At 55.7% G+C, this 24,282-nt stretch carries 18 protein-coding genes, 1 tRNA gene and 1 rRNA gene; 10 read left to right on the top strand and 10 right to left on the bottom strand.

Annotation, left to right across the window (positions count from 1 at the left end; translation table 11 throughout):
• Positions 1-13: 13 nt before the first annotated feature.
• Both IV493_RS17990 and IV493_RS17985 read right to left on the bottom strand, forming a co-directional pair.
• A tRNA-Glu gene (locus IV493_RS17990) sits at positions 14-88 on the bottom strand.
• 88 nt (positions 89-176) lie between these two features.
• Positions 177-1,718, bottom strand: a 16S ribosomal RNA gene (locus IV493_RS17985).
• Between the two features lie 533 nt (positions 1,719-2,251).
• Between IV493_RS17985 and mdtD the strand changes: the two genes are divergently transcribed.
• Complete coding sequence (gene mdtD, locus IV493_RS17980) at positions 2,252-3,652, top strand: multidrug transporter subunit MdtD (protein WP_013359543.1); 1,401 nt, start codon at positions 2,252-2,254, stop codon at positions 3,650-3,652.
• On the opposite strand, the gene rbsR is transcribed toward mdtD, so the two are convergent.
• The 7 genes from rbsR to IV493_RS17945 all read right to left on the bottom strand — a co-directional run bounded on the left by rbsR (position 3,649) and on the right by IV493_RS17945 (position 10,032).
• Positions 3,649-4,632 (bottom strand): ribose operon transcriptional repressor RbsR, encoded by a 984-nt coding sequence (rbsR, locus tag IV493_RS17975; protein ID WP_041457145.1) that lies wholly within the window; start codon positions 4,630-4,632, stop codon positions 3,649-3,651. The two genes, mdtD and rbsR, sit on opposite strands and share 4 nt — an antisense overlap.
• Before the next feature lie 13 nt (positions 4,633-4,645).
• Positions 4,646-5,575, bottom strand: coding sequence for a ribokinase (rbsK, locus tag IV493_RS17970; protein WP_195857545.1), 930 nt, complete (start codon positions 5,573-5,575; stop codon positions 4,646-4,648).
• 62 nt (positions 5,576-5,637) lie between these two features.
• Complete coding sequence (gene rbsB, locus IV493_RS17965; RefSeq protein WP_013359546.1) at positions 5,638-6,513, bottom strand: ribose ABC transporter substrate-binding protein RbsB; 876 nt, start codon at positions 6,511-6,513, stop codon at positions 5,638-5,640.
• A 25-nt stretch (positions 6,514-6,538) separates the two neighbouring features.
• Positions 6,539-7,510, bottom strand: coding sequence for a ribose ABC transporter permease (gene rbsC, locus IV493_RS17960; protein WP_013359547.1), 972 nt, complete (start codon positions 7,508-7,510; stop codon positions 6,539-6,541).
• On the bottom strand, positions 7,507-9,015 hold the full coding sequence (gene rbsA, locus IV493_RS17955) for a ribose ABC transporter ATP-binding protein RbsA (RefSeq protein WP_013359548.1): 1,509 nt from the start codon (positions 9,013-9,015) through the stop codon (positions 7,507-7,509). The genes rbsC and rbsA overlap by 4 nt, the downstream gene beginning before the upstream one ends.
• 7 nt (positions 9,016-9,022) lie before the next feature.
• Positions 9,023-9,442: a D-ribose pyranase gene (gene rbsD / locus IV493_RS17950; RefSeq protein ID WP_033784336.1), complete on the bottom strand. Its 420-nt coding sequence runs from the start codon at positions 9,440-9,442 to the stop codon at positions 9,023-9,025.
• A gap of 182 nt (positions 9,443-9,624) precedes the next feature.
• Positions 9,625-10,032: a YgiW/YdeI family stress tolerance OB fold protein gene (locus IV493_RS17945; protein ID WP_195857544.1), complete on the bottom strand. Its 408-nt coding sequence runs from the start codon at positions 10,030-10,032 to the stop codon at positions 9,625-9,627.
• A gap of 162 nt (positions 10,033-10,194) precedes the next feature.
• On the opposite strand from IV493_RS17945, the gene qseB reads away from it, so the two are divergent.
• Both qseB and qseC read left to right on the top strand, forming a co-directional pair.
• Positions 10,195-10,866 (top strand): quorum sensing response regulator transcription factor QseB, encoded by a 672-nt coding sequence (qseB, locus tag IV493_RS17940; RefSeq protein WP_061061170.1) that lies wholly within the window; start codon positions 10,195-10,197, stop codon positions 10,864-10,866.
• On the top strand, positions 10,854-12,209 hold the full coding sequence (qseC, locus tag IV493_RS17935) for a quorum sensing histidine kinase QseC (protein WP_081917169.1): 1,356 nt from the start codon (positions 10,854-10,856) through the stop codon (positions 12,207-12,209). The genes qseB and qseC overlap by 13 nt, the downstream gene beginning before the upstream one ends.
• Positions 12,210-12,224: 15 nt before the next feature.
• On the opposite strand, the gene kup is transcribed toward qseC, so the two are convergent.
• Entirely contained in the window at positions 12,225-14,093 is a 1,869-nt protein-coding gene (gene kup / locus IV493_RS17930; protein WP_013359553.1) for a low affinity potassium transporter Kup, read from the bottom strand.
• Positions 14,094-14,383: 290 nt separating this feature from the next.
• Between kup and ravA the strand changes: the two genes are divergently transcribed.
• From ravA to rsmG, 7 genes are all read left to right on the top strand, one after another.
• The gene (gene ravA, locus IV493_RS17925) at positions 14,384-15,880 is read left to right on the top strand and encodes an ATPase RavA (RefSeq protein ID WP_195857543.1); all 1,497 of its coding nucleotides are present in this window, start codon (positions 14,384-14,386) and stop codon (positions 15,878-15,880) included.
• Positions 15,877-17,337 carry an ATPase RavA stimulator ViaA gene (gene viaA, locus IV493_RS17920; protein WP_033784340.1) on the top strand — a complete coding sequence of 487 codons (1,461 nt, stop codon included), beginning with the start codon at positions 15,877-15,879 and terminating at the stop codon, positions 17,335-17,337. The genes ravA and viaA overlap by 4 nt, the downstream gene beginning before the upstream one ends.
• 71 nt (positions 17,338-17,408) lie before the next feature.
• Positions 17,409-19,547: a 5-histidylcysteine sulfoxide synthase gene (gene ovoA / locus IV493_RS17915; protein WP_195857542.1), complete on the top strand. Its 2,139-nt coding sequence runs from the start codon at positions 17,409-17,411 to the stop codon at positions 19,545-19,547.
• Between the two features lie 104 nt (positions 19,548-19,651).
• Complete coding sequence (gene asnC / locus IV493_RS17910; protein WP_013359557.1) at positions 19,652-20,113, top strand: transcriptional regulator AsnC; 462 nt, start codon at positions 19,652-19,654, stop codon at positions 20,111-20,113.
• Positions 20,114-20,267: 154 nt separating this feature from the next.
• Positions 20,268-20,708: an FMN-binding protein MioC gene (gene mioC / locus IV493_RS17905; RefSeq protein ID WP_033784342.1), complete on the top strand. Its 441-nt coding sequence runs from the start codon at positions 20,268-20,270 to the stop codon at positions 20,706-20,708.
• 432 nt (positions 20,709-21,140) lie between these two features.
• Positions 21,141-23,030: a tRNA uridine-5-carboxymethylaminomethyl(34) synthesis enzyme MnmG gene (mnmG, locus tag IV493_RS17900; RefSeq protein ID WP_013359559.1), complete on the top strand. Its 1,890-nt coding sequence runs from the start codon at positions 21,141-21,143 to the stop codon at positions 23,028-23,030.
• Between the two features lie 47 nt (positions 23,031-23,077).
• Complete coding sequence (gene rsmG, locus IV493_RS17895; RefSeq protein ID WP_013359560.1) at positions 23,078-23,701, top strand: 16S rRNA (guanine(527)-N(7))-methyltransferase RsmG; 624 nt, start codon at positions 23,078-23,080, stop codon at positions 23,699-23,701.
• Positions 23,702-24,282 lie beyond the last annotated feature (581 nt).

The following is a 24,282-nucleotide window of genomic DNA, read 5'->3' as shown; positions in this document are numbered from 1 at the left end:
GTCACCAAGCAGGTGGCGTCCCCTAGGGGATTCGAACCCCTGTTGCCGCCGTGAAAGGGCGGAGTCCTAACCGCTAGACGAAGGGGACACGATAGTGTCACGACTTCGCAGCCGTCCTGCTCATTACTTTTTATCAGACAATCTGTGTGAGCACTGCGCGGGAAGGTATCTTCAGGTAAGGAGGTGATCCAACCGCAGGTTCCCCTACGGTTACCTTGTTACGACTTCACCCCAGTCATGAATCACAAAGTGGTAAGCGCCCTCCCGAAGGTTAAGCTACCTACTTCTTTTGCAACCCACTCCCATGGTGTGACGGGCGGTGTGTACAAGGCCCGGGAACGTATTCACCGTGGCATTCTGATCCACGATTACTAGCGATTCCGACTTCACGGAGTCGAGTTGCAGACTCCGATCCGGACTACGACGCACTTTGTGAGGTCCGCTTGCTCTCGCGAGGTCGCTTCTCTTTGTATGCGCCATTGTAGCACGTGTGTAGCCCTACTCGTAAGGGCCATGATGACTTGACGTCATCCCCACCTTCCTCCGGTTTATCACCGGCAGTCTCCTTTGAGTTCCCGACCGAATCGCTGGCAACAAAGGATAAGGGTTGCGCTCGTTGCGGGACTTAACCCAACATTTCACAACACGAGCTGACGACAGCCATGCAGCACCTGTCTCACGGTTCCCGAAGGCACTAAGGCATCTCTGCCGAATTCCGTGGATGTCAAGAGTAGGTAAGGTTCTTCGCGTTGCATCGAATTAAACCACATGCTCCACCGCTTGTGCGGGCCCCCGTCAATTCATTTGAGTTTTAACCTTGCGGCCGTACTCCCCAGGCGGTCGACTTAACGCGTTAGCTCCGGAAGCCACTCCTCAAGGGAACAACCTCCAAGTCGACATCGTTTACGGCGTGGACTACCAGGGTATCTAATCCTGTTTGCTCCCCACGCTTTCGCACCTGAGCGTCAGTCTTTGTCCAGGGGGCCGCCTTCGCCACCGGTATTCCTCCAGATCTCTACGCATTTCACCGCTACACCTGGAATTCTACCCCCCTCTACAAGACTCAAGCCTGCCAGTTTCAAATGCAGTTCCCAGGTTAAGCCCGGGGATTTCACATCTGACTTAACAGACCGCCTGCGTGCGCTTTACGCCCAGTAATTCCGATTAACGCTTGCACCCTCCGTATTACCGCGGCTGCTGGCACGGAGTTAGCCGGTGCTTCTTCTGCGGGTAACGTCAATCGACGCGGTTATTAACCGCACCGCCTTCCTCCCCGCTGAAAGTACTTTACAACCCGAAGGCCTTCTTCATACACGCGGCATGGCTGCATCAGGCTTGCGCCCATTGTGCAATATTCCCCACTGCTGCCTCCCGTAGGAGTCTGGACCGTGTCTCAGTTCCAGTGTGGCTGGTCATCCTCTCAGACCAGCTAGGGATCGTCGCCTAGGTGGGCCATTACCCCGCCTACTAGCTAATCCCATCTGGGTTCATCCGATAGTGAGAGGCCCGAAGGTCCCCCTCTTTGGTCTTGCGACGTTATGCGGTATTAGCCACCGTTTCCAGTGGTTATCCCCCTCTATCGGGCAGATCCCCAGACATTACTCACCCGTCCGCCACTCGTCACCCAAGGAGCAAGCTCCTCTGTGCTACCGTCCGACTTGCATGTGTTAGGCCTGCCGCCAGCGTTCAATCTGAGCCATGATCAAACTCTTCAATTTAAGTTTGATTTGCTTAAACAAGTTAAGCGGTGCTCATCTGTAAAACGTCATAATGAATTTCATTATGTGTTCACTCGTGAGGCTTTGATATTTTTTACGTCCTAAGACGCTGATATCAATCCTGCGAGTGCCCACACAGATTGTCTGATAAATTGTTAAAGAGCAGTGCGAACAGTGCGTTAGCGTCCTGTCGCGAGGTGGCGTATATTACGCTTTCCTCCTGCAGAGTCAACCTCTTTCTCAGAAGTTTTTCTCCGGCGGCGCAGTCTCCTGTGCCTCTCAGCCCGTTTCCCGTTGCCGGTGTTCCGTATCGATGGAGGCGCATTATAGGGAGTTTCCTCAGGCTGACAAGTGTTTCTTCGAATTAATTTACTGAGCGCATCTTTTTTAAACGAACGGCTTAAAAAGAGACGTTTCATGGCCGAATAACGCACAAAAACAGCGATCAAACGTTGTAAAGAGACCTGCCGTTGGGGGTTACGGGTGCTATTATTTTGCTTCTTCTCGCAGGATAACCCCAGGAAGGACACTCAATGATAAAATCCTCGCGCAGCATGGCCGGTTTGCCATGGATAGCGGCTATGGCCTTTTTCATGCAGTCACTCGACGCCACTATACTGAATACTGCCCTGCCCGCTATCGCCACCAGCCTCGACCGCTCTCCCCTGGCCATGCAATCCGCCGTTATCAGTTACACCCTCACTGTCGCGATGCTGATTCCGGTCAGCGGCTGGCTCGCCGATCGCTTCGGCACGCGTAAGGTATTTATCATTGCGGTTTCGCTGTTCACCCTCGGCTCGCTGGCGTGTGCGCTCTCACCGACGCTTTCGGTGCTGGTTATATCGCGAATCGTGCAGGGCGTGGGTGGCGCAATGATGATGCCGGTCGCACGACTTGCACTGCTACGCGCCTATCCGCGCAGTGAACTGCTGCCGGTGCTCAATTTCGTCACCATGCCAGGATTGGTTGGCCCGATACTGGGCCCGATGCTGGGCGGTGTGCTGGTCACCTATGCGACGTGGCACTGGATCTTCCTGATTAATATCCCGATAGGTATTCTCGGCATTATCTACGCACGCAAATATATGCCGGACTTCACCACGCCTAAGCGCCGCTTCGACTTTCTGGGTTTTATACTGTTCGGGGCTGGGCTGGTAATGATCTCGATTGGGATTGAGCTGTTCGGTGAGCGGATTGTTTCCGCCTGGCTGGCTGGCGGGATATTACTCAGCGGCATCGTGCTTTTACTTCTCTATATAGTGCATGCCCGAAATCACCCGTCGCCCCTCATCAACCTGCCGATGTTTAAAACCCGGACCTTCTCGGTTGGCATTGGCGGCAACATTGCATCACGTCTCGGTACCGGCTGCGTCCCCTTTTTAATGCCGCTCATGTTGCAGGTTGGCTTTGGCTATTCAGCTATTATTGCAGGCTGCATGATGGCACCTACCGCCATTGGTTCAATACTGGCGAAGTCCACGGTGACACAACTGCTGCGCTGGCTGGGCTACCGCCGTCTGCTGGTCGGCATCACCGCTATTATTGGCATCCTGATCGCCAGCTTCTCTCTGCAGTCGCCTGCTGAAAGCATCTTTGTGCTGTTGCTTCCGCTGTTTATTCTCGGCATGGCGATGTCTACGCAGTTCACCGCCATGAACACCATTACTCTGGCCGATCTGGATGATGATAACGCCAGCGGGGGTAACAGCGTGCTGGCCGTGACGCAGCAATTAGCGATCAGTTTTGGTGTGGCGGTCAGTGCTGCGGTACTGCGCTTCTATCAGGAGTTTGAAACCAGCACCATTTCACAGTTCCATGCCACGTTCCTGACCATGGGTGTCGTTACCGTGCTTTCAGCGCTGACTTTTCTGCTGCTGAAAAATGGCGATGGACGTAATCTGATCACGAATCGCGACAGGAAGAAAAAGCGCTAAACTGAGCCACGTACCACCAGCTCCGGCGTCAGCACCAGCGTTTGCTGGCTGGCGTCGGGATCGCTGAGACGATGAATTAAGGTATCTATCGCCAGTTCGCCCAGCGCATCTTTGGGCTGGTGAATCGTACTCAGTGGCGGAGTGAGATAGCGCGCCAGTTCAATATCGTCATATCCCATGACCGCCATCTGCTGCGGAACCTGCATGCCAGCCTGATAGAGGGCGTGATAAACGCCGACAGCCATCGCATCGTTACTGGTAAATACTGCTTCCGGCAGCGTTTCCAGCGCCAGCAACTCGACCATCCCGTTGTAGCCACCCTGAAATTCAAAGTCACCATTCACGATATAGCCAGGCAAAATCTCCAGCCCACTCTTAGTCATGGCGTTGCGATAACCTTCCAGACGCATACGGGCCGGGGTTTTATCCTGGGGACCGGCGATACAGGCGATGCGGGTATAGCCGCTGTCGATAAGATGCTGAGTGGCCAGCTCGCCGCCCAGCAACGCGTTATCCTGAATGATGTCACCGCGACCTTCAAACGGTGCCCAATCCATCATCACCGCAGGTATAGAGGGATAACGATTCAGGATGTCTGCCGACGGCAGGTGACTTTCAGTGCACATGATCAGCAAACCATCGACGCGCTTCTGCATCAGCGTCTCCAGGCTGCGGTTCATCCGCTCCTCATCACCCGCCGTGTTGCAGAGAATCAGGCTGTAGCCACGCTGATAACAGCTCTCTTCCACGCCCCGCACCACTTCGGCATAAAAGGGGTTACTACTGGTGGTCAGCAGCATACCGATGGTGTGCGTCTGATTGATCTTCAGACTGCGCGCCAGTGCAGAAGGGGCGTAGTTAAGATGACGTATCGCCTGCTCAACTTTTTCCCGCACGCCTTCACTGACAAAGCGGTTGTTATTAATAACGTGCGAGACAGTGGAGGTAGAGACGCCCGCCAGGCGAGCGACATCTTTCATGGTACTCAATCGCTTAACCCTGCTGCTGCAAAAATTCATCGATCTCCGCGCGCCACGGCACGGAGGGCTGTGCACCTGAACGCGTAACGGCAATCGCGGCGGCGGCATGGGCAAATCGCACCGCGTCATACATCGGCTTCTGCTCCAGTCGTGCCGTAATAAAGGCACCGTTAAAGGTGTCGCCTGCGGCGATGGTATCAATAGCTTTAACGCTGAAGCCCGCAATACGCTGACCGTCTCCCTGCTCGCTCAGCCAGACACCGCGGCGTCCCAGCGTAATCAGTACCGTGCCGATGCCTTTCGCATGCAGTGCTGCCGCCGCGCGGGCCGCATCTTCATCATTGTAAACCGCAATACCGGTCAGACTCTCGGCTTCGGTCTCATTCGGCGTAATAATGTCGATCAGCGCCAGCAGCTCATCGGAGAGAGGGGTAGCGGGTGCCGGATTGAGAATTACCTGCGTCTGATGCTGTCGGGCGAAGGTCGCGGCGGCCAGCACGCTCTCCAGCGGCGATTCCAGCTGCATTAAGAGTGCATCGGCATCGGCGATAACCTGCTGATGACGTGCTACGCAATCGGGTGTTAACGCCGCGTTTGCACCGGAGTAGATGCCGATATTGTTCTCACCGTCACCGTTGACGAAAATCATCGCCACACCGGTCGACTCGCCCTCAACCACTTCTACGGGCGTGGTATCAATATTGTCCTGCGCGAGCTGCTCACGAATACGTTCGCCAATGTCGTCAGCGCCCACACAGCCAATAAAGGCGATATCGGCACCCGCACGACCCGCGGCGACCGCCTGATTCGCGCCTTTACCGCCAAACGCAACCTGATAATTCTGCCCGATCACCGTTTCACCGGGACGAGGGAAGTGCGCCAGATTAAGGATGTGGTCAGCATTAATGCTGCCAAGAACGGCCAGTTTTGCGTTTTTGCTCATTAGGGGAGTCCGGAATAAGTGCGCCACCGGGAGGGTGGCGCGGTGCCCTGCTTTTCTTTGAGTTATTGAGTGACCAGCTTCAGGTCGACCGGATTGATCGCCTTCACTTTTTCACCCTTCAGCACTTTATCAGCGGTATCCACGCCGATCATGCCAATTTTTTCTGGCATCTGTGCCACGGTCGCAGTCAGTTTGCCAGCTTCCACGGCTTTAACGCCATCAGCAGTGCCATCAAAACCCACCACGATCACACCGGTTTTTCCGGCAGTCTGCAGCGCACGCAGTGCACCCAGCGCCATTTCGTCGTTCTGAGCGAATACTGCCTGTACATCCGGATGCGCCTGCAGCAGGTTCTGCATGACGTTCAGACCTTTAGTACGGTCAAAATCAGCAGGCTGGCTGGCGAGGATCTGGAATTTATGCGCATCAGCGGCCTGTTTGAAGCCTTCGCCACGTTCGCGGGCAGCAGAGGTTCCGGCAATGCCCTGCAGCTCAATAATTTTGGCATTTTCGCCGACTTTTTTGGCGATGAAGTCACCGGCCATTTTACCGCCGAAACGGTTATCGGAAGCGACGTGGCTGACCACCGTGCCCTGTGCCGCAACGCGGTCCAGCGTGATGACAGGAATATTCGCCTGGTTAGCCATCTTCACTGCGTTGCCCACAGCATCAGAGTCAGTCGGGTTGATCAGCAGCAGCTTAGTGCCGCGAACGGTCAGATCCTGTACGTTTGCCAGCTCTTTAGCCGGATTGTTCTGTGAATCCAGCACGACCAGGTTGTAGCCCAGTTTGTCCGCTTCTTTCTGTGCACCCTCTTTCAGGGAGACAAAGAACGGGTTGTTCAGGGTTGAAACCACCAGCGCGATGGTATCTTTTGCCATGGCGCTGGTACTGAGCGTTGCGCCGAGGATCATGGCCAGTGCGGTTAACTTTTTCATCTTATTATCCTGTGTAAGGTCAGAGTTATTTACTGCTTTTATTATCCACCAGCACCGCCAGCAGGATGACTACCGCTTTAACGATCATCTGGTAGTACGAAGAGACGCCCATCAGGTTCAGGCCGTTGTTCAGGAAGCCGAGGATCAGCGCGCCAATCAGGGTGCCGAAAATACGGCCTTTACCGCCAGCCAGACTGGTTCCGCCTAACACGACCGCAGCAATCGCATCCAGCTCATAGCCGGTACCCGCTGTCGGCTGTGCTGATGAGAGACGCGCCACTTCAATGGTGCCCGCCAGCGCTGCCAGCATGCCGCTCAGTGAATAGACGATGATTTTGACGCGATTCACATTGATGCCGGAGAGACGCGTTGCCGCTTCGTTACCGCCAAGCGCATAGATATAGCGACCCAGACGCGTGTGCTGCAGCATGTACCAGGCGGCGATAAAGACCAGCGCCATCAGCCAGACCGGCGCAGGGATACCCAGCGGGCGACCAATACCAAACCAGCCCAGCAGATCGGCATTGGCACTGAAACCGGTGTTAATCGGGCTGCCGTCGGTGTAGACCATGGTCACACCGCGCAGCAGCAGCATCATGACCAGCGTGGCGATAAAGGCCTGCACCTTACCGCGCGCCACAATAGTCCCGGTCAGGGCACCGATTGCCGCACCCAGAGCCAGCGAAGCCGCCACCGCGACCAGGGCGTTGACCTCCATGCCCACCAGCGATGCACCCACTGCGCCCGTCAGAGCCAGCAGCGATCCCACCGAGAGGTCGATACCTGAAGTCAGGATCACCAGCGTCATCCCGACCGCCATAATGGCGTTAACCGAGGTCTGCTGCAGAATGTTGAACAGATTTGCCACGGTAAAGAAGTTCGGGCTCTGGCTGGCCACCACGGCGATCAGCACCATCAGCGCAATCAGCGACTTCTGTTCCAGCAGCCAGCTTTTGCTAAACCAGCGACGGCTGGCCGGTAAAGTTTGGGTCGTCATACCACTAAATCCTCGCTGTGTTGCTTGCCTACGGCGGCTGCCATCAGGCTTTCCTGAGTGGCGTCTTCACGGGTAAATTCGCCGCTGATACGGCCTTCATGCATCACCAGAATCCTGTCGCTCATGCCCAGCACTTCCGGCATTTCCGAGGAGACCAGGATGATGCTCAGCCCTTCGGCTTTAAACTGGTTAATCAGTTGGTAGATCTCTTTCTTCGCACCGACATCCACACCGCGGGTCGGTTCGTCCAGAATCAGCACGTTAGGGCGGGTCATCAGACCCCGGGCAATCGCCACTTTCTGCTGGTTGCCGCCTGAAAGCAGGCCAATCGGCTGCTCCATAGAAGGCGTTTTCACGTTGAACAGCCGGATAAAATCGCCTACCGCCAGCTGCTCTGCCGCATGTTTCAGCGTGCCACTGCCGTGACTGAAATAGCCTAACGCCGTCAGCGACATGTTCTCTTTCACTGACATGCCCAGCACCAGACCATCACGCTTACGATCTTCCGAGATGTAGACGATACCGTTAGCCAGCCCGTCCTGCGGCGAACGCGTCACCACTTCTCGTCCATTAAGCCACATTGCACCTTCACGACGCGGCAGCGCGCCGTAGAGCACCTTCATCAGTTCAGTGCGGCCCGCGCCCATCAAACCCGAGATGCCAAGGATTTCACCTTTGCGCAGACTGAAGCTGACGTTCTCCACGCCCGGCCCGCTGACGTTCTCCACTTTAAGCCGCACGTCGCCTGGCGCCTGATCAAGATGCGGATATTGATCTTCCAGCTTGCGCCCGACCATCATCTCGATCAGGCTCTCTTCGGTCAGCTCGCTGACCGGACGTTCAGCAATAAACTGACCGTCACGGAATACCGTGACGTCATCGCAGATCTCAAAAATCTCTTTCATGCGATGCGAGATATAGACGATGCCGCAGCCCTGCGCTTTCAGTTCATTGATCACCCGGAACAGCGACAGCGTTTCGGTATCGGTCAGCGCATCGGTCGGCTCATCCATGATGATGACCTGCGACTCAAAGCTCAGCACTTTGGCAATTTCGACCATCTGCTGATCGCCAATCGACAAATCGCCCACCAGCTTGTGGCTGTTGAAGCGCAGATTGAGCCTTTTGAGCAGCGCATCGGCTTCGGCATACATTCGCGGCCACTGGATACGGCCAAAACGCCCCACATATTCGCGACCGAGAAATATATTCTCCGCCACGGTTAACTGAGGGATCAGGTTCAGCTCCTGATGGATGATGCCAATGCCCGCTTCCTGTGACGCTTTTGGTCCACTGAAACGGGTCTCTTTGCCGAGCCAGCGCAGCGTACCGGCATCATATTGATAGATCCCGGTCAGCACTTTCATCATGGTGGACTTGCCTGCGCCGTTCTCGCCCACCAGCGCCATCACGCGTCCTGCACGGACATTCAGCGACGCCCCCTTCAGGGCTTTTACACCCGGAAAGGATTTTTCAATGCCGTCGAGTTGCAGTAAAGGTTGCATAGCGGCCTCAGAAGGTCACACCGGCGCTGAGGATGACATTCGCAAACGGAGAGCACTCTCCGCTCCGAATGACCGCCTGACTACGCTGCGTTTGTTGTTTGAATTGTTCATGACTGGTGTAGCTGATGGTGATGCGATTCCCCTGGTGCTGTTGCAAGGCTTCGAGCACGGCGACAAGCGCGCTATGAAGGTGCGGATTATGCTGCTTAATCTCCTCCGCGATCAGGGCGCTCTCTACCTGCATCTCCAGTGCGACAGCATTAACCACCTGCATAAAATCGGGCGTACCCGGCGTGAGCGCTAAGTCGATGCGCTGCGGTCCAGCCGGAATCGGCAAGCCAGCATCGGCAATCGTCAGCGTATCCGTGTGTCCCAGGCGGGCAATCACATGTGAGAGTTCAGCGTTTAACAGGCGACCTTTTTTCATCTTTTCACTCCACAGCGAAACGTTTCGCTGTCTGGAGTGTATGAAAAGCCGCCATCAACTCAACCGGCAAAGAAGAAATCTGTGATCACTATCGAAACGTTTCGCTTACGCGGGAGGAAATTTGCATTAAGGCGAGCAAAGGAACGAAAAAAGGGCCGCGAATGCGGCCCGGCAGGAGGGAATTAAGGCAGTTTCTTAACCTGCTTAACGTCCATCTCAATGCTGTTGAAATCTTTATCCAGTTCACCCGTCAGCTCAACGTTATCTTTGGGCGTGATGGTCTGGCCGTTCCAGTGCTTGTGGTCGATTTCGACCTTCATGGTGCCGGTCTGATCACGGAACAGATAATCTTCCTTGCCGATCTGTTTTTCCAGCTTGCCGCGTACGGTGATCCAGCTGTCATCTTTCATCTCTTCAGCCTGCTTCACGGTCACCACACTGGTGTAATCGGCACTGAAGCCGCCCTGACCGGATGCTGACGGCGTCTGTGCGGCTGGCGCACTGGGATCAACAAATCCGCCCTGCTGTGCAGCGAAAACCGGGGCGGAAGCCAGCATAACGACGGCCAGAATTGCAGCGTGCTTTTTCATGGTGTACCCCTTTCTCAGTGGTGTTTTCGGTTTGAATACGCCCAGTTGACCACAGAGTTCTTAACAGCTTCTTAAGCATGAAAAATAAGCCATTTTCGCCGAAATCAGCTGTACAGTGAGGAAGTTGCTTCGTATAAAACGCTATCGGAACAGGGAGACGTGATGCGTATTTTACTGATTGAAGACGATCGCTTAATTGGCGACGGTATCAAAGCGGGGCTGAGTAAACTGGGCTTCAGCGTTGACTGGTTTACGTCTGGTGAGGCGGGCTGTAACGCGCTGGAGGCCGCGCCCTGGGATGCGGTGATCCTGGACCTTTCTCTGCCTGAGCGGGATGGACTCGATATCCTGCGGCAGTGGCGGCAGCAGGGAAATGATGTGCCGGTCCTGATACTGACTGCCCGCGATGCGCTCGATCAGCGGGTTGAAGGCCTGCAGATGGGAGCCGATGACTATCTGTGCAAGCCCTTTGCCTTAACCGAAGTGGCCGCGCGCTTACAGGCGCTAATCCGCCGCCGTCACGGTCAGCTGCAGCCCGAACTCCGTCACGGTAACGTGGTACTGATCCCCGGCAGTCACAGTGTGATGCGCGAGGGCGAGACGATTGAGCTGAAAAGCCGTGAACTGGCGCTGCTGGAACTCTTTATGCGCAACCCGGGCCGGGTGCTGACGCGCAGCCAGCTGGAAGAGAAGCTCTACAGCTGGGATGCCGACGTCTCCAGCAACGCGGTAGAAGTGCATATCCATCATCTGCGTAAAAAGCTGGGCAGCGCGTTTATCCGCACGCTGCACGGCGTCGGTTATACCCTGGGAGCCGCTGAATGCGATCAATGAGCCTGTTTCTGCGGCTGGGCCTCGGTTTCGTGCTGCTGCTCGGCCTCTGCTGGGCCAGTGCCAGCCTGAGTGCCTGGCATCAGACCCGTGAAACCCTTGATGAGCTGTTTGATACCCAGCAGATGCTGCTGGCCAAGCGCCTGCTGACGCTGGATTTCTCTTCGCTGGACAACACCACATTGCCCCGAACCAAAGCGATGCTGCGGCACCATCGTGGCGATCAGGATGACGATGCCCTGGCCTTTGCTGTCTTCACACGTGACGGCAGGCAGGTGATGAATGATGGCGATAATGGCCGCTATCTGCCGTTTGAGGCGGACTATCAGGGATTTCATGAAGGACAGCTCACCAATGATGACGATCGCTGGCGGTTTGTCTGGCTGACCACGCCGGATCAGAAGTTCCGGGTAGTCGTCGGTCAGGAGTCGGAATACCGCGACGACATAACACAGGATCTGATGAAAGCCAGTATGCTGCCCTGGCTGATCGCGCTGCCGTTTATGCTGCTGTTGCTCATCGGACTGGTCTGGTCTGAACTGCGACCGCTGAAGACGCTGGCGCAGCAGCTGGCGCAGCGCGCGCCTGATGACGATACGCCGCTGCAGGCAGACCGCGTGCCGAAAGAGGTACAGCCGCTGATGATGGCGCTCAATGGCCTGTTCAGCCGCATCAGCGCCATGATGCAGCGTGAACGTCGCTTTACCTCCGATGCCGCACATGAGCTGCGCAGTCCGCTGGCCGCTCTGCAGGTGCAAAGCGAAGTGATCCAGCTGACGGCGGATGACGAAGTGATGCGAACCCATGCGCTGCAACAGCTGGATGCCGGCATTGCACGCGCTACGCGGCTGGTGGATCAGCTGCTGACGCTTTCGCGGGTTGAAGCCGATGATGCACGCAGCGCCTTCGAACCGGTGGCGCTGAAACGCACGGTGCAGGAGACGATCGCCGCACAATTGCCGCTGGCCGATAAAACCGGCGTCACCCTGCGGCTGCACGCGGAGGCCGATCCGCAGATTCAGGGTCATCCACTGTTACTGTCACTGCTGGTGCGGAATCTGCTGGATAACGCCATTCGCTATACGCCTGCGGGCAGCGAAGTCGATGTGCGGTTGCAGGCAAACAGCCTGTCGGTAGAGGATAACGGTGAGGGTCTGAGTGCTGCCGACCTGCAACGGCTCGGTGAGCGTTTCTGGCGACCGCCAGGTCAGGAGAAGAGCGGGAGCGGGCTGGGATTATCGATAGTGCGTAATATTGCCCAGTTGCATGGGATGCAGGTTACGTTCAGCCAGCGACCCGGCGGCGGCTTGTGCGTCACGCTACGCTGGTCAGCGCCCGCCCCGTAAGGCGGGCGCAGCCAATCAAATCTCGACCTGGGTGCCCAGCTCAATCACGCGGTTTGGCGGGATCTCAAACTGGTCTGGCGCACGGAGCGCATTGCGCTGCAACGCCAGGAAGAGTTTGCCGCGCAGGCGCAGATACCACGGCCGTTTGCCGATGATCAGCGACTCATGCGACATAAAGAACGAGGTCTCCATCATGCGGCAGTTAAGTCCTTCCAGCCCGCAACGGTGGAAAATCTCCTCAACGTTTGGCGTCTCACGCCAGCCATAGCTTGCCACCACCCGCCAGAAGGTCGGCGACAGCTGCTCAATGGTGACACGACGCACGTTGTGCACGTATGGCGCATCTTCAGTGCGCAACGTCAGCAGCACGACCCGCTCATGCAACACTTTGTTGTGCTTGAGGTTGTGCAGCATGGCAAACGGAATCACATTCAGGGCACGCGACATATAGACCGCCGTGCCCGGCACGCGAACCGGTGGCGATTTCTCCAGCGACGCGATCATCGCCTCCAGGGAGTTACCATGTTCGTGCATACGGCGCAGCAGACGGAAACGTTCGCTTTTCCACGTCGTCATAATGATAAACATCACCAGGCCGAGACAGAGCGGCAGCCAGCCACCTGAGAAGATTTTTACCAGGTTGGCGGTAAACAGCGGCACGTCGATGCAGAGCATCAGCACCAGGATGACGGCGACCGCCAGCTTATTCCAGTGCCAGTTTTTAACCGCCACCGTGCAGGAGAGCATTGCCGTCAGCACCATGGTGCCGGTCACCGCAATACCGTAGGCCGCAGCCAGATTACTTGAATGCTCAAAGCTGATAATCACAATCAGCACGGCGAAGTAGAGCACCCAGTTGATTACCGGAATATAAATCTGGCCCGATTCGCGCTCAGAAGTGTGGATGATACGCATCCCTGGCAGATAACCCAGTCGCACCGCCTGACGCGTCAGCGAGAAGACACCGGAGATCACCGCCTGTGAAGCGATAACGGTGGCCAGTGTTGCCAGAATCAGCATCGGGATCAGCGCCCAGTCCGGAGCCAGCAGGAAGAAGGGGTTTTTAATTGCTTTAGGATCGCTGAGTAACAGCGCGCCCTGACCAAAGTAGTTCAGCACCAGCGACGGCAGCACCACCGAGAACCAGGCCAGCCGAATCGGCACTTTACCGAAGTGCCCCATATCGGCATAAAGCGCCTCGACCCCGGTAATTGCCAGCACAACTGCACCGAGGGCGAAGAACGAAACGGACTTATAGTGCAGGAAGAATTCCACCGCATAGGCAGGATTCAGCGCATGCAGTACGTCCGGGTTCCGCATGATGCCCATGACACCCAGGATCGCCAGCACCAGAAACCAGACCAGCATTACCGGCGCGAAGAGTTTGCCCACCATACCGGTGCCATGCTTCTGAATGGCAAACAGCAGCGTCAGCACCGCAATCGACATCGGCACAATAAAGGGATCCAGCGACGGCGCGGCAATCTCAAGGCCTTCGATGGCGGACATCACCGAAATGGCTGGCGTGATTACCACCTCTCCATAGAAGAAGCTGCCACCAATCAGGCCCATGATCACCAGCACCGCCGTGGCGCGTGCACCGGTATGGCGACCTGCCAGCGACATCAGGGTCAGAATCCCGCCTTCCCCGGCGTTGTCGGCGCGCATCACATAACTGATGTACTTCAGTGAGACCACCAGCACCAGCAGCCAGAAAATCAGCGACAGAAAGCCAAATACCGCTTCCCGCTCAACGCCGAAACCAAACTGTCCGGAGAGACATTCACGCAAGGTATACAGCGGACTGGTGCCGATATCCCCGTAAACAACACCAATAGCGGCCAGCGTTAATCCGCGAAGTGACTGCTTATTATCCGAGCTCATAGAGTTATCTTTTGTTGGAGTCTAAGAGGTACAAAAACCCCTCGCTCAGGCCATCAAAAAGCGCACAGTATGCACGGTTTAACGAAAATTCCTATACCCGCTTCGCCTCGCGGTCAGGGTAACGGGGTCATTTCAGACGATAAATTGTCATCCGGCACCACTTTAAAACAGGCAAACCTTCTGAAACAAAAAAGCTGACAGCTATCAACGCTTTCACGCATGATGATCTATAGAGTAAGGCGCTTGCTTAAGCGCGGCGGCCCGACGATCGTAAGGACATTGATGTGATTATGGCTCAACCCCATCTTTTGGCAGAAAGAATTTCTCGCCTTAGCAATGCGTTAGAAAAAGGATTATATGAACGGCACCATGCCATTCGCCTTTGCCTGCTGGCCGCGCTGAGCGGTGAAAGCGTGTTTCTGCTGGGACCGCCGGGCATCGCCAAGAGCCTGATTGCCCGCCGCCTTAAATATGCCTTTCAGCACGCCCGCGCCTTTGAATATCTGATGACCCGTTTCTCCACGCCGGAAGAAGTGTTTGGCCCGCTCTCCATTCAGGCACTGAAAGACGAAGGACGCTACCAGCGTCTCACTAAAGGGTATCTGCCCGACGCCGAGATTGTTTTTCTGGATGAGATCTGGAAAGCCGGCCCGGCGATTCTGAATACCCTGCTGACCGCTATCAATGAACGCCGCTTCCGCAATGGTGACAGCGAAGAGACCATCCCGATGCGGCTGCTGGTCACCGCCTCCAACGAACTGCCGGAAGCGGATAGCGGCCTTGAGGCGCTTTATGATCGAATGCTGATCCGCCTGTGGCTGGATAACGTGCATGAGAAGCAGAACTTTCGCAGCATGCTGACCCACCAGCAGGATGAGCACACCAATCCGGTCGCGGAGTCCCTGCGCATCAGTGATGAAGAGTATGCGCAGTGGCAGCTCGGCATCAGCCAGGTCAGCCTGCCCGATGCCGTCTTTGAGCTGATTTATCAGCTGCGTCAGCAACTGGAGAGCCAGCCTGCCGCACCTTACATTTCCGATCGTCGCTGGAAAAAAGCCATCCATCTGCTGCAGGCCAGCGCCTTCTACAGCGGTCGCAATACCATTGCCCCGATAGACCTGATCCTGCTGAAAGATTGCCTCTGGCACGACGTCGCCTCCATGCAGCTGCTGGAACGAGAAATCGATCAGCTGATGACGCAGCATGCCTGGCAGCAGCAGCCAATGCTGCTGAAACTGCAGCAGATAAAAGCGCGTCGTCTGGCTCTGCAACAGCAGCAGAGCATCGCGCAGGCGATCACTCTGGAAAGACACAGCGGCATGTTCAGCCGCAAGCCCCATTACGATCTGCCGGAAAGCTTTACCGATGAGCAACTGACGCTGATGCTGCAAAAGCCGCTGATGCTGCACGACATGCAGGTAAGCCATATTATGATTGCGCGTGATGCCCTGAATCAGTGGCTGCAGAAAGGCGGTGAGGTTCGCGGCAAGCTCAACGGGATTGGCTTTGCACAAAGCCTGGATTTACAGGTGGATGCGCAGCACTGCCTGGCTATCCGTGATGTGAGCCTGCAATCGTCACGTCTGATGCTGCCAGGCGTCAGCAACAGCGAGCCGTTGCCCGGTGAAATCACCGAAGCACTGGATGCGCTGGAAAGTGAGCTGCGGTCGCAGCGTCATCTGTTCAGCCAGCATCAGCGCTGCCTGTTTATCAGTGATGACTGGCTGGCGCGGGTCGAAACCAGCCTGCAGGATGTGGCAGAACAGCTGAAACAGGCGCGTAAATGATCTCAGTCGAGACGCTGAGCACGCTGCTCTCAGTGGGTGAGACCGAACTGATTGAAGAGCTGATTATTGCCCTGCTGGCGTCCCCACAGCTGGCGCTGTTTTTTGAAAAATTCCCCGGACTGAAAAAAGCGCTGCTGCGCGATGTGCCACGCTGGCGAGCGGAGATTAGTGCTGAACTCAAAGACACGCCGGTTCCGGCCACGCTGGCCGAAGAGTTTCAGCTGTTCCAGCGCATCCAGCTCCTCAGCGATCGTGAATTCAGCCAGCAGCTGACTGCCACACTTGAGGCGCTTCAAAGCCTGCCGTCTCCTTTTCTTGATGAAGCTAACCGGCTGCTGCAACACACCGATATCGGCCATCTCAGCAGCGCGCAGCACCAGCTTTTTTTACAGCGCTGGCGGCTGAGCCTGACCTTACAGACTCTGACGCTGAATCAGGATTTGCTGGAGCAGCAGCGCGAACGCCTGCTGGCGGAACTGCAGCAGCGCATGGCACTGAGCGGTCAGCTGGCTCCGATTCTCAGTGACGATGATGAAGCCGCCGCTGGCCGGCTGTGGGACATGAGCAAAGCGTCACTGCAGCCCGGCGATTATCAGCTGATGCTGCAATATGGCGACTTTCTGGCGCAGCAACCGGAGCTGCTGAAGCTGGCCCAGCAGCTGGGTCGCAGCCGCGAGGCAAAATCGGTACCGTCACAGGATGCCCCGATGGAAGCTTTTCATCATCTGGTGCAGGAGCCTGCATCCGTGCCGGAAGAGGTCAGCGGCATTCATCAGAGCGATGACGTGCTGCGACTGTTACCGCCGGAGTTAGCCGCGCTGAGCATCAGCGAACTGGAGCTGGAATTTTACCGGCGGCTGGTCGAGAAACGGCTGTTGACCTATAAGCTGCAGGGCGATGCCTGGCATGAAAAGGTGACGATGCGTCCGGCCAGCCACCAGCAGCATGAAGAGCAGCCGCGCGGGCCGTTTATCGTCTGCGTGGATACCTCCGGTTCGATGGGTGGCTTTAATGAGCGTTGCGCTAAAGCCTTTTGTCTGGCACTGCTGAAGGTCGCGCTGGCCGATCGCCGTCGCTGCTACATCATGCTGTTTGCGCATGAGGTGATTGGCTATGAGCTGACCGGTGAGGACGGACTGGAGCAGGCGATTCGCTTTCTGAGCCAGCGTTTCCGTGGCGGCACCGATCTGGCCGCCTGTCTCTCTTCGGTTGTCACCCGAATGGAAGGCGCACTGTGGGAGGAAGCCGATGCGGTGATCGTTTCCGATTTTATTGCCCAGCGTCTGCCGGAAGAGGTCATCGGGGCGATCAAAAAGCGCCAGCGACATAATCAGCAACGTTTTCACGCCGTGGCAATGTCGGCCCACGGGAAACCAGGTATTCTGCGCATCTTCGACCATATCTGGCGCTTCGACACCGGCATGAAAAGCCGCCTGCTGCGCCACTGGCGCCGTTAAGTCATCTTGCAGAAATGCTTATTTGCTATAGTGAATTACCGTTTCACTTACTCAGCAATCTGGAGCTTCCTGTGACGCTTGCTCAACCCCATCGCGATCTGCCTGCACCGACGCGGACGTTAATGCTCTCCGGCCAGAACATAGAACAAAAACGTGCCGAATTGCTGGCCTATTTTCATCAGACCTGGGAACAGTATGAAAGTCTGTTCACCTGTCTGGCCGATTCACAGGCCTGGTTTACCAAAGCCATTCCGCTGCGCCATCCATTAATCTTCTATTTTGGTCACACCGCCACCTTCTACATTAATAAGCTGATGGCCGGACGCCTCATTGATGCGCGTCTGGACGATCGTATCGAAGCGATGATGGCGATTGGTGTGGATGAGATGAGCTGGGACGATCTCAACGACAGTCACTATAACTGGCCCACCATTGATGAAGTCCGTGAATACCGCGGACGCGTTAAAGCGCTGGTCAGCGATCTGATCCAGACCCTACCGCTCACGCTGCCGATCAGCTGGGAGAGCCCGGCCTGGGTGATCCTGATGGGCATTGAGCATGAGCGTATTCATCTGGAAACCTCCAGCGTGCTGATCCGCCAGTTACCGATTGAGTGGGTCAGACCGCAGGCCGCATGGCCGGTCTGTCCAATGGCGCGCCATCAGCGCGAAGCTGTTCCGGCCAATGCCCTGCTGCCGATGCCAGGCGGCACCGTCACGCTGGGTAAAACCGACGATACCTACGGCTGGGATAATGAATATGGCCGCCAGCAGGTTACGCTGCAGCCGTTCCAGGCGAGCAAAATGCTGGTCAGCAATGCGGAATTCATGGCGTTCGTTGATGCGGGCGGTTATCAGGATGCCCGCTGGTGGGATGATGAAGGCTGGGGCTGGTGTCAGTTTGCCAAAGCAGAGATGCCCACTTTCTGGGTCGGCACGCCTGCGATGCCCGATCAGCTTAAACTGCGTCTGATGTGTGAAGAAGTGGCGATGCCGTGGGACTGGCCTGCCGAGGTCAATCAGCTGGAAGCGGCGGCTTTCTGCCACTGGAAAGCGGAACAGACCGGTATGAGCATTCAGCTCCCCTGTGAAGCGGAGTGGGCTCAGCTGCGCGAACAGGTCGCGGGCGATCAGCCGGACTGGGAGCGGGCACCGGGCAACATTAACCTGGCGTACTGGGCGTCCTCATCGCCGGTGGATCTCTTCGCTCAGGGCGCGTTCTTCGATATCGTCGGTAACGTCTGGCAATGGACGACCACGCCGACCAATGGCTTTGAAGGCTTCAAAGTCCACCCGCTTTACGATGATTTCTCTACCCCAACCTTCGATGGCAAACATTCCCTGATCAAAGGCGGCAGCTGGATCTCGACCGGCAATGAGGCGCTGAAATCGGCACGCTATGCGTTCCGCCGCCACTTCTTCCAGCACGCCGGTTTCCGATACGTGGTGTCCAGCCATCAGGAAACCATGGCGCTGAACCCGTATGAATCCGACGCGATGGTGTCGCAGTACCTCGACTTCCAGTATGGCCCGCGCTATTTCGGCGTGGATAACTATGCCGAGAGCCTGGTGAAGCTGGCGCTGAATTACACCTCAGCCCGTGGTGATGCCCTGGATATCGGCTGTGCCACCGGACGCGCCAGTTTCGAACTGGCTCGCCACTTTGAGCGCGTTACCGGAATGGACTACTCGGCACGCTTCATCGACGTGGCGCTGCAGCTGGCCAGCGGCGAAGACTTCCGCTATCTGCTGCCTCAGGAAGGCGATCTGGTGGAGTATCGGCAGGTTCGCCTGAAAGATTTTGCGCTGGAGAGTGAACTGGCACAGCGGATTCAGTTTGTTCAGGGCGACGCCTGTAACCTGAAGCCGCAGCCGGGTCGTTACGATCTGGTGCTCGCCTCCAACCTGATCGACCGCCTGCGCCAGCCTGCTCGTTTCCTGCGGGATGTCACGCCGATGCTGCGTCAGGGCGGCATCCTGCTGCTCTCATCGCCTTATACCTGGCTGGAGGATTTCACGCCGAAGGAGAACTGGCTGGGCGGCGTGCGTGAAAATGGTGAGGCGCTGACGACGCTGCAAGCACTGCAGCGTCTGCTGGCAGCCGACTTCGAACTGGTCGGTGAACCGCAGGATAAACCCTTTGTAATCCGCGAAACGGCCCGCAAATTCCAGCACACGCTGGCGCAGGTCACCGTCTGGCGCAAACGCTAAGTGAACCGGCAGCGGCGCCCGTCGCTGCCGGTAGTTGCCTGAACCGCTATTTTGCTGCACATTCACCCTTGTTTACTTAAAGCAGACCAATAACGAGGATGGCCATGGCCGAACATCTGCAGCTCGATAACCTGGATCGCGGCATTCTGAATGCCCTGCTGGATAATGCGCGCACCGCTTACGCCGAGCTGGCAAAACAGTTTAATGTCAGCCCCGGCACCATTCATGTGCGGGTGGAAAAGATGAAGCAGGCGGGCATTATCCTGGGCACCCGGGTTGATATCGATCCGCGTCAACTGGGGTTTGATGTCTGCTGTTTTATCGGCATCATCCTCAAGAGCGCACGAGACTATCCGGCGGCGCTGAGCAAACTGGAGGCGCTGGATGAAGTGGTTGAGGCCTGGTACACCACCGGCCACTACAGCATCTTTATTAAAGTGATGTGCCGGTCAATCGACGCTCTGCAACAGGTGCTGATCAACAAGATCCAGACCATCGATGAAATTCAGTCGACAGAAACCCTGATCTCGCTGCAAAACCCGATCATGCGTACTATCAAGCCCTGATCCATCCCGCCTTGTGCATAATCTTATCCCTGACGAATGTAGCGGCTGACAACGGCTGCGTTCGCTTCTTCTGATCTATTAACCCTGTTGTCCACAGGTGGATCACTGCTTGATCACAGCGTACAATGCTCGCCTTAATCTCCGGGAGAGCAAGATGGCCGATATTACCTTAATCAGTGGCAGTACCTTGGGTAGCGCAGAGTATGTGGCTGAACATCTGGAAGAAAAATTACAGGAAGCGGGCTTCTCAACGCAGATGCTGCATGGCCCGGAGCTGGATGAGGTGCCGCAGGAGGGTATCTGGCTGGTGGTCTGCTCAACTCATGGTGCAGGGGATATTCCCGACAATCTGCTGCCACTGTTCGAAGCCATCACGGAAAGCCAGCCCGATCTCTCTCAGGTCCGGTTTGGTGCGATTGGACTCGGCAATCATGAATATGATCTCTTTTGTGGCGCGATCCGCCAGATAGAAGCGCTGTTAATTGCTCAGGGTGCCCGTCAGATCGGCGATCGCCTGGAGATTGACGTGCTGGAGCATGAGATCCCTGAAGATCCGGCGGAAGCCTGGCTGGAAAGCTGGAAAAAGGCGATCTGAATGGGGCTGGGGATCGCGAAATAGTCACGATCCCCAGTGGAAGATGCTGATTTTATCCTTTTCCGCTCGTTTATTTTGTGGATAACTACCCTATTTTACTGCGTATAACCGGTAGTTATCCAAAGAACAACGGTAGAATGATTTTTGAGCTGTGGATAACATGGCGTTTTGATCCCAGCTTATACGGATCAGGATCACCGATCACTCACAGGTAGTGATCCTCTTCATCCTGTTGTTTCTGCAATGCTTCTGGCACATATCCACAGAAAGCAGGGATCCTAATAAGAGATCTAACAGAAAGATCATATACAGATCTAAGATCCTTTCTTTTAAAACCGGACGATCCCGCGGCTTTCACCCCAGACGGAATTTGAGTAGAATCCACGCCCCAGGACGACGATCCTGCAAGTTCATCAACCGAGGTACCACTTCATGTTTTATCAGGATCCTTTTGACGTCATCGTAATTGGTGGTGGTCATGCGGGCACCGAAGCCGCAATGGCGGCAGCCCGAATGGGTCAGCAAACCCTGTTACTCACCCATAACATTGATACGCTTGGACAAATGTCCTGTAACCCGGCGATTGGTGGTATTGGCAAAGGACATTTGGTGAAGGAAGTGGATGCCCTGGGTGGTCTGATGGCCAGTGCGATTGACCAGGCGGGTATTCAGTTCAGGATACTAAACGCCAGTAAAGGCCCGGCAGTACGGGCGACCCGTGCTCAGGCCGATCGCGTGCTCTATCGCCAGGCGGTGCGTACGGCACTGGAGAATCAGCCCAATCTGATGATCTTCCAGCAGGCGGTCGACGATCTTATCGTGGAAAACGATCGTGTCGTGGGTGCCGTCACTCAGATGGGACTGAAGTTCCGCGCGAAAACCGTCGTTCTTACCGTCGGAACATTCCTTGACGGCAAAATTCATATCGGTCTGGACAACTACAGCGGCGGTCGCGCTGGCGATCCCCCGTCTATTCCACTGGCAAAACGATTGCGTGCGCTGCCGCTGCGGGTAAACCGCCTCAAGACCGGTACGCCACCGCGTATCGATGCGCGCACCATCGACTTTTCAGTGCTCAGCCCGCAGCACGGTGATAACCCGATGCCGGTCTTCTCGTTTATGGGCAATGCCTCTCAGCATCCGCAGCAGGTGCCGTGCTGGATCACGCATACCAACGAGAAAACCCATGAGGTGATCCGCAATAACCTGGATCGCAGCCCGATGTACGCCGGGATCATTGAAGGGATCGGCCCACGCTACTGCCCGTCGATCGAAGACAAAGTGATGCGTTTTGCCGATCGCAACTCGCATCAGATCTTCCTGGAGCCGGAAGGGCTGACCAGCAATGAGATCTACCCGAACGGTATCTCGACCAGTCTGCCTTTTGATGTGCAGATTCAGATCGTCCGGTCGATGCAGGGCATGGAGAATGCGAAGATCGTGCGTCCGGGCTATGCCATCGAGTATGACTTCTTCGATCCGCGCGATCTCAAACCGACGCTGGAAAGTAAATTCATTCACGGCCTGTTCTTTGCCGGACAGATCAACGGCACAACCGGCTACGAAGAAGCGGCTGCGCAGGGAATGCTGGCCGGTCTGAATGCGGCCCGTCAGTCTGCCGACAAAGAGGGCTGGGCACCACGCCGCGATCAGGCTTATCTCGGCGTACTGGTGGATGACCTCTGCACACTTGGCACCAAAGAGCCGTACCGGATGTTTACCTCCCGTGCGGAATACCGCCTGATGCTGCGCGAAGACAATGCTGACCTGCGCCTGACCGAAACCGGCCGTGAACTGGGCCTGGTGGATGATGCGCGCTGGGCGCGTTTCAATCAGAAGCTGGAAGCGATTGAACAGGAGCGTCAGCGCCTGCGCGATATCTGGGTTCATCCGAAGTCAGAGCATGTGACCGAAGTGAATACGGTACTCAGCGCGCCGCTGACTAAAGAAGCGAGCGGTGAAGATTTGCTGCGCCGTCCTGAGCTGACCTATCTGAAGCTGATGACGCTGGATGCCTTTGGTCCGGCACTGGCTGATGAACAGGCCGCTGAGCAGGTTGAGATTCAGGTCAAATATGAAGGCTATATCGCGCGTCAGCAGGAAGAGATCGATCGGCAGCTGCGTAATGAGAATACGCTGCTGCCGGTGGAACTCGACTACCGTCAGGTGAATGGCCTCTCGAACGAGGTGATCGCCAAGCTGAACGATCACAAACCCGTGTCGATTGGTCAGGCAACGCGTATTTCCGGCATTACTCCGGCGGCCATCTCAATACTGCTGATCTATCTGAAAAAACAGGGTCTGCTGCGCAAAAGCGCCTGATCTGAAACGGGGCGAGGCGACTCGCCCCCGCTGAATGGACTTATGCTGTGATTAACACACTCACGTCGCTGCTAAAGGCAGCCGGTATTTCCCTCTCCGATCAACAAAAACAGCAGCTGGTTGCCTATGTCGGCCTGCTGGATAAGTGGAACAAAGCCTACAATCTGACATCCGTGCGCGATCCGCAGCAGATGCTGGTTCGCCATATCCTCGACAGCATTGTGGTGGCGCCGCATCTGAAAGGTTCGCGTTTCATTGATGTCGGCACCGGTCCCGGTCTGCCTGGCATTCCGCTGGCTATCGTGATGCCCGATGCGCATTTTACGCTGCTCGACAGTCTGGGCAAGCGGGTGCGCTTCCTGCGTCAGGTTCAGCATGAGTTAGGACTCACTAACATTACTCCGGTACAGAGCCGGGTTGAGGCGTTTCCGGCTGAGCCACCTTTTGATGGCGTCATCAGCCGTGCATTCGCCTCGCTGACCGACATGGTGAACTGGTGTCACCATCTGCCTGGCGGGGAAGGGCGCTTTTATGCGCTCAAAGGTGTCCGCCCGGACGATGAAATGGCTGAGTTACCCGCTGGCTATCTCTCAGATGCAGTGATAAAGCTGCAGGTGCCTCAGCTGGAAGGTGACCGTCATCTGGTCATTATTCGTCACCAGCAGGCCTGAGTTTCCAGAAATTTAACGCTTATCTGCCAGGGTTTTTATCAGGGTATGGATGAAAAAAGTGCAGATGATGCGCTATCAATAAAAGATTTTGATTAAGCCCTGGCTGAGCGAAGGTTAAAAACGGAGACGGAAATTATCCGAAAAGCTCTGTTACATTTAACGTTTAATTCACATTCAGTTATCAGAAATATCACTTGTATAGGCGGGTCGCGGAATAAAAGTAGTCACGCCGGAAAATATATCGTGGTAATAACTTTGCGTACGTAATATCAATTTCACGATTCTCATGCACAGTTCGATGTCAATAGCGTGTTTTCTGTGAAAATAGTCTTGCGGACACATTTTTGTAATTTCAATATTCTGATTTTAAAGGATTAATCTGTTTTGCAGATTGTTCTTAAATAGACCGCAGATAAAACTCAATGTCGTGTGAGTGCTTATTATGTGATCTAAAGCACGCTTTAAAAGCAAGATGCGAGTGAATTTTCAGTCAGATTCGGGTGAATCTCTGCAGGGTAATCTTTGGAAAAATAGCCCTCCGGAAAGAAATTTAAATAATTGTTCACCTTTTCGCTACTTAC

Source organism: Pantoea sp. SM3640, from assembly GCF_015654165.1.
GTDB classification, from domain to species: domain Bacteria; phylum Pseudomonadota; class Gammaproteobacteria; order Enterobacterales; family Enterobacteriaceae; genus Pantoea; species Pantoea vagans.
The sequence above is the reverse complement of the archived record's forward strand: the minus strand, read 5'-3'. Positions and strand labels throughout refer to the sequence as shown.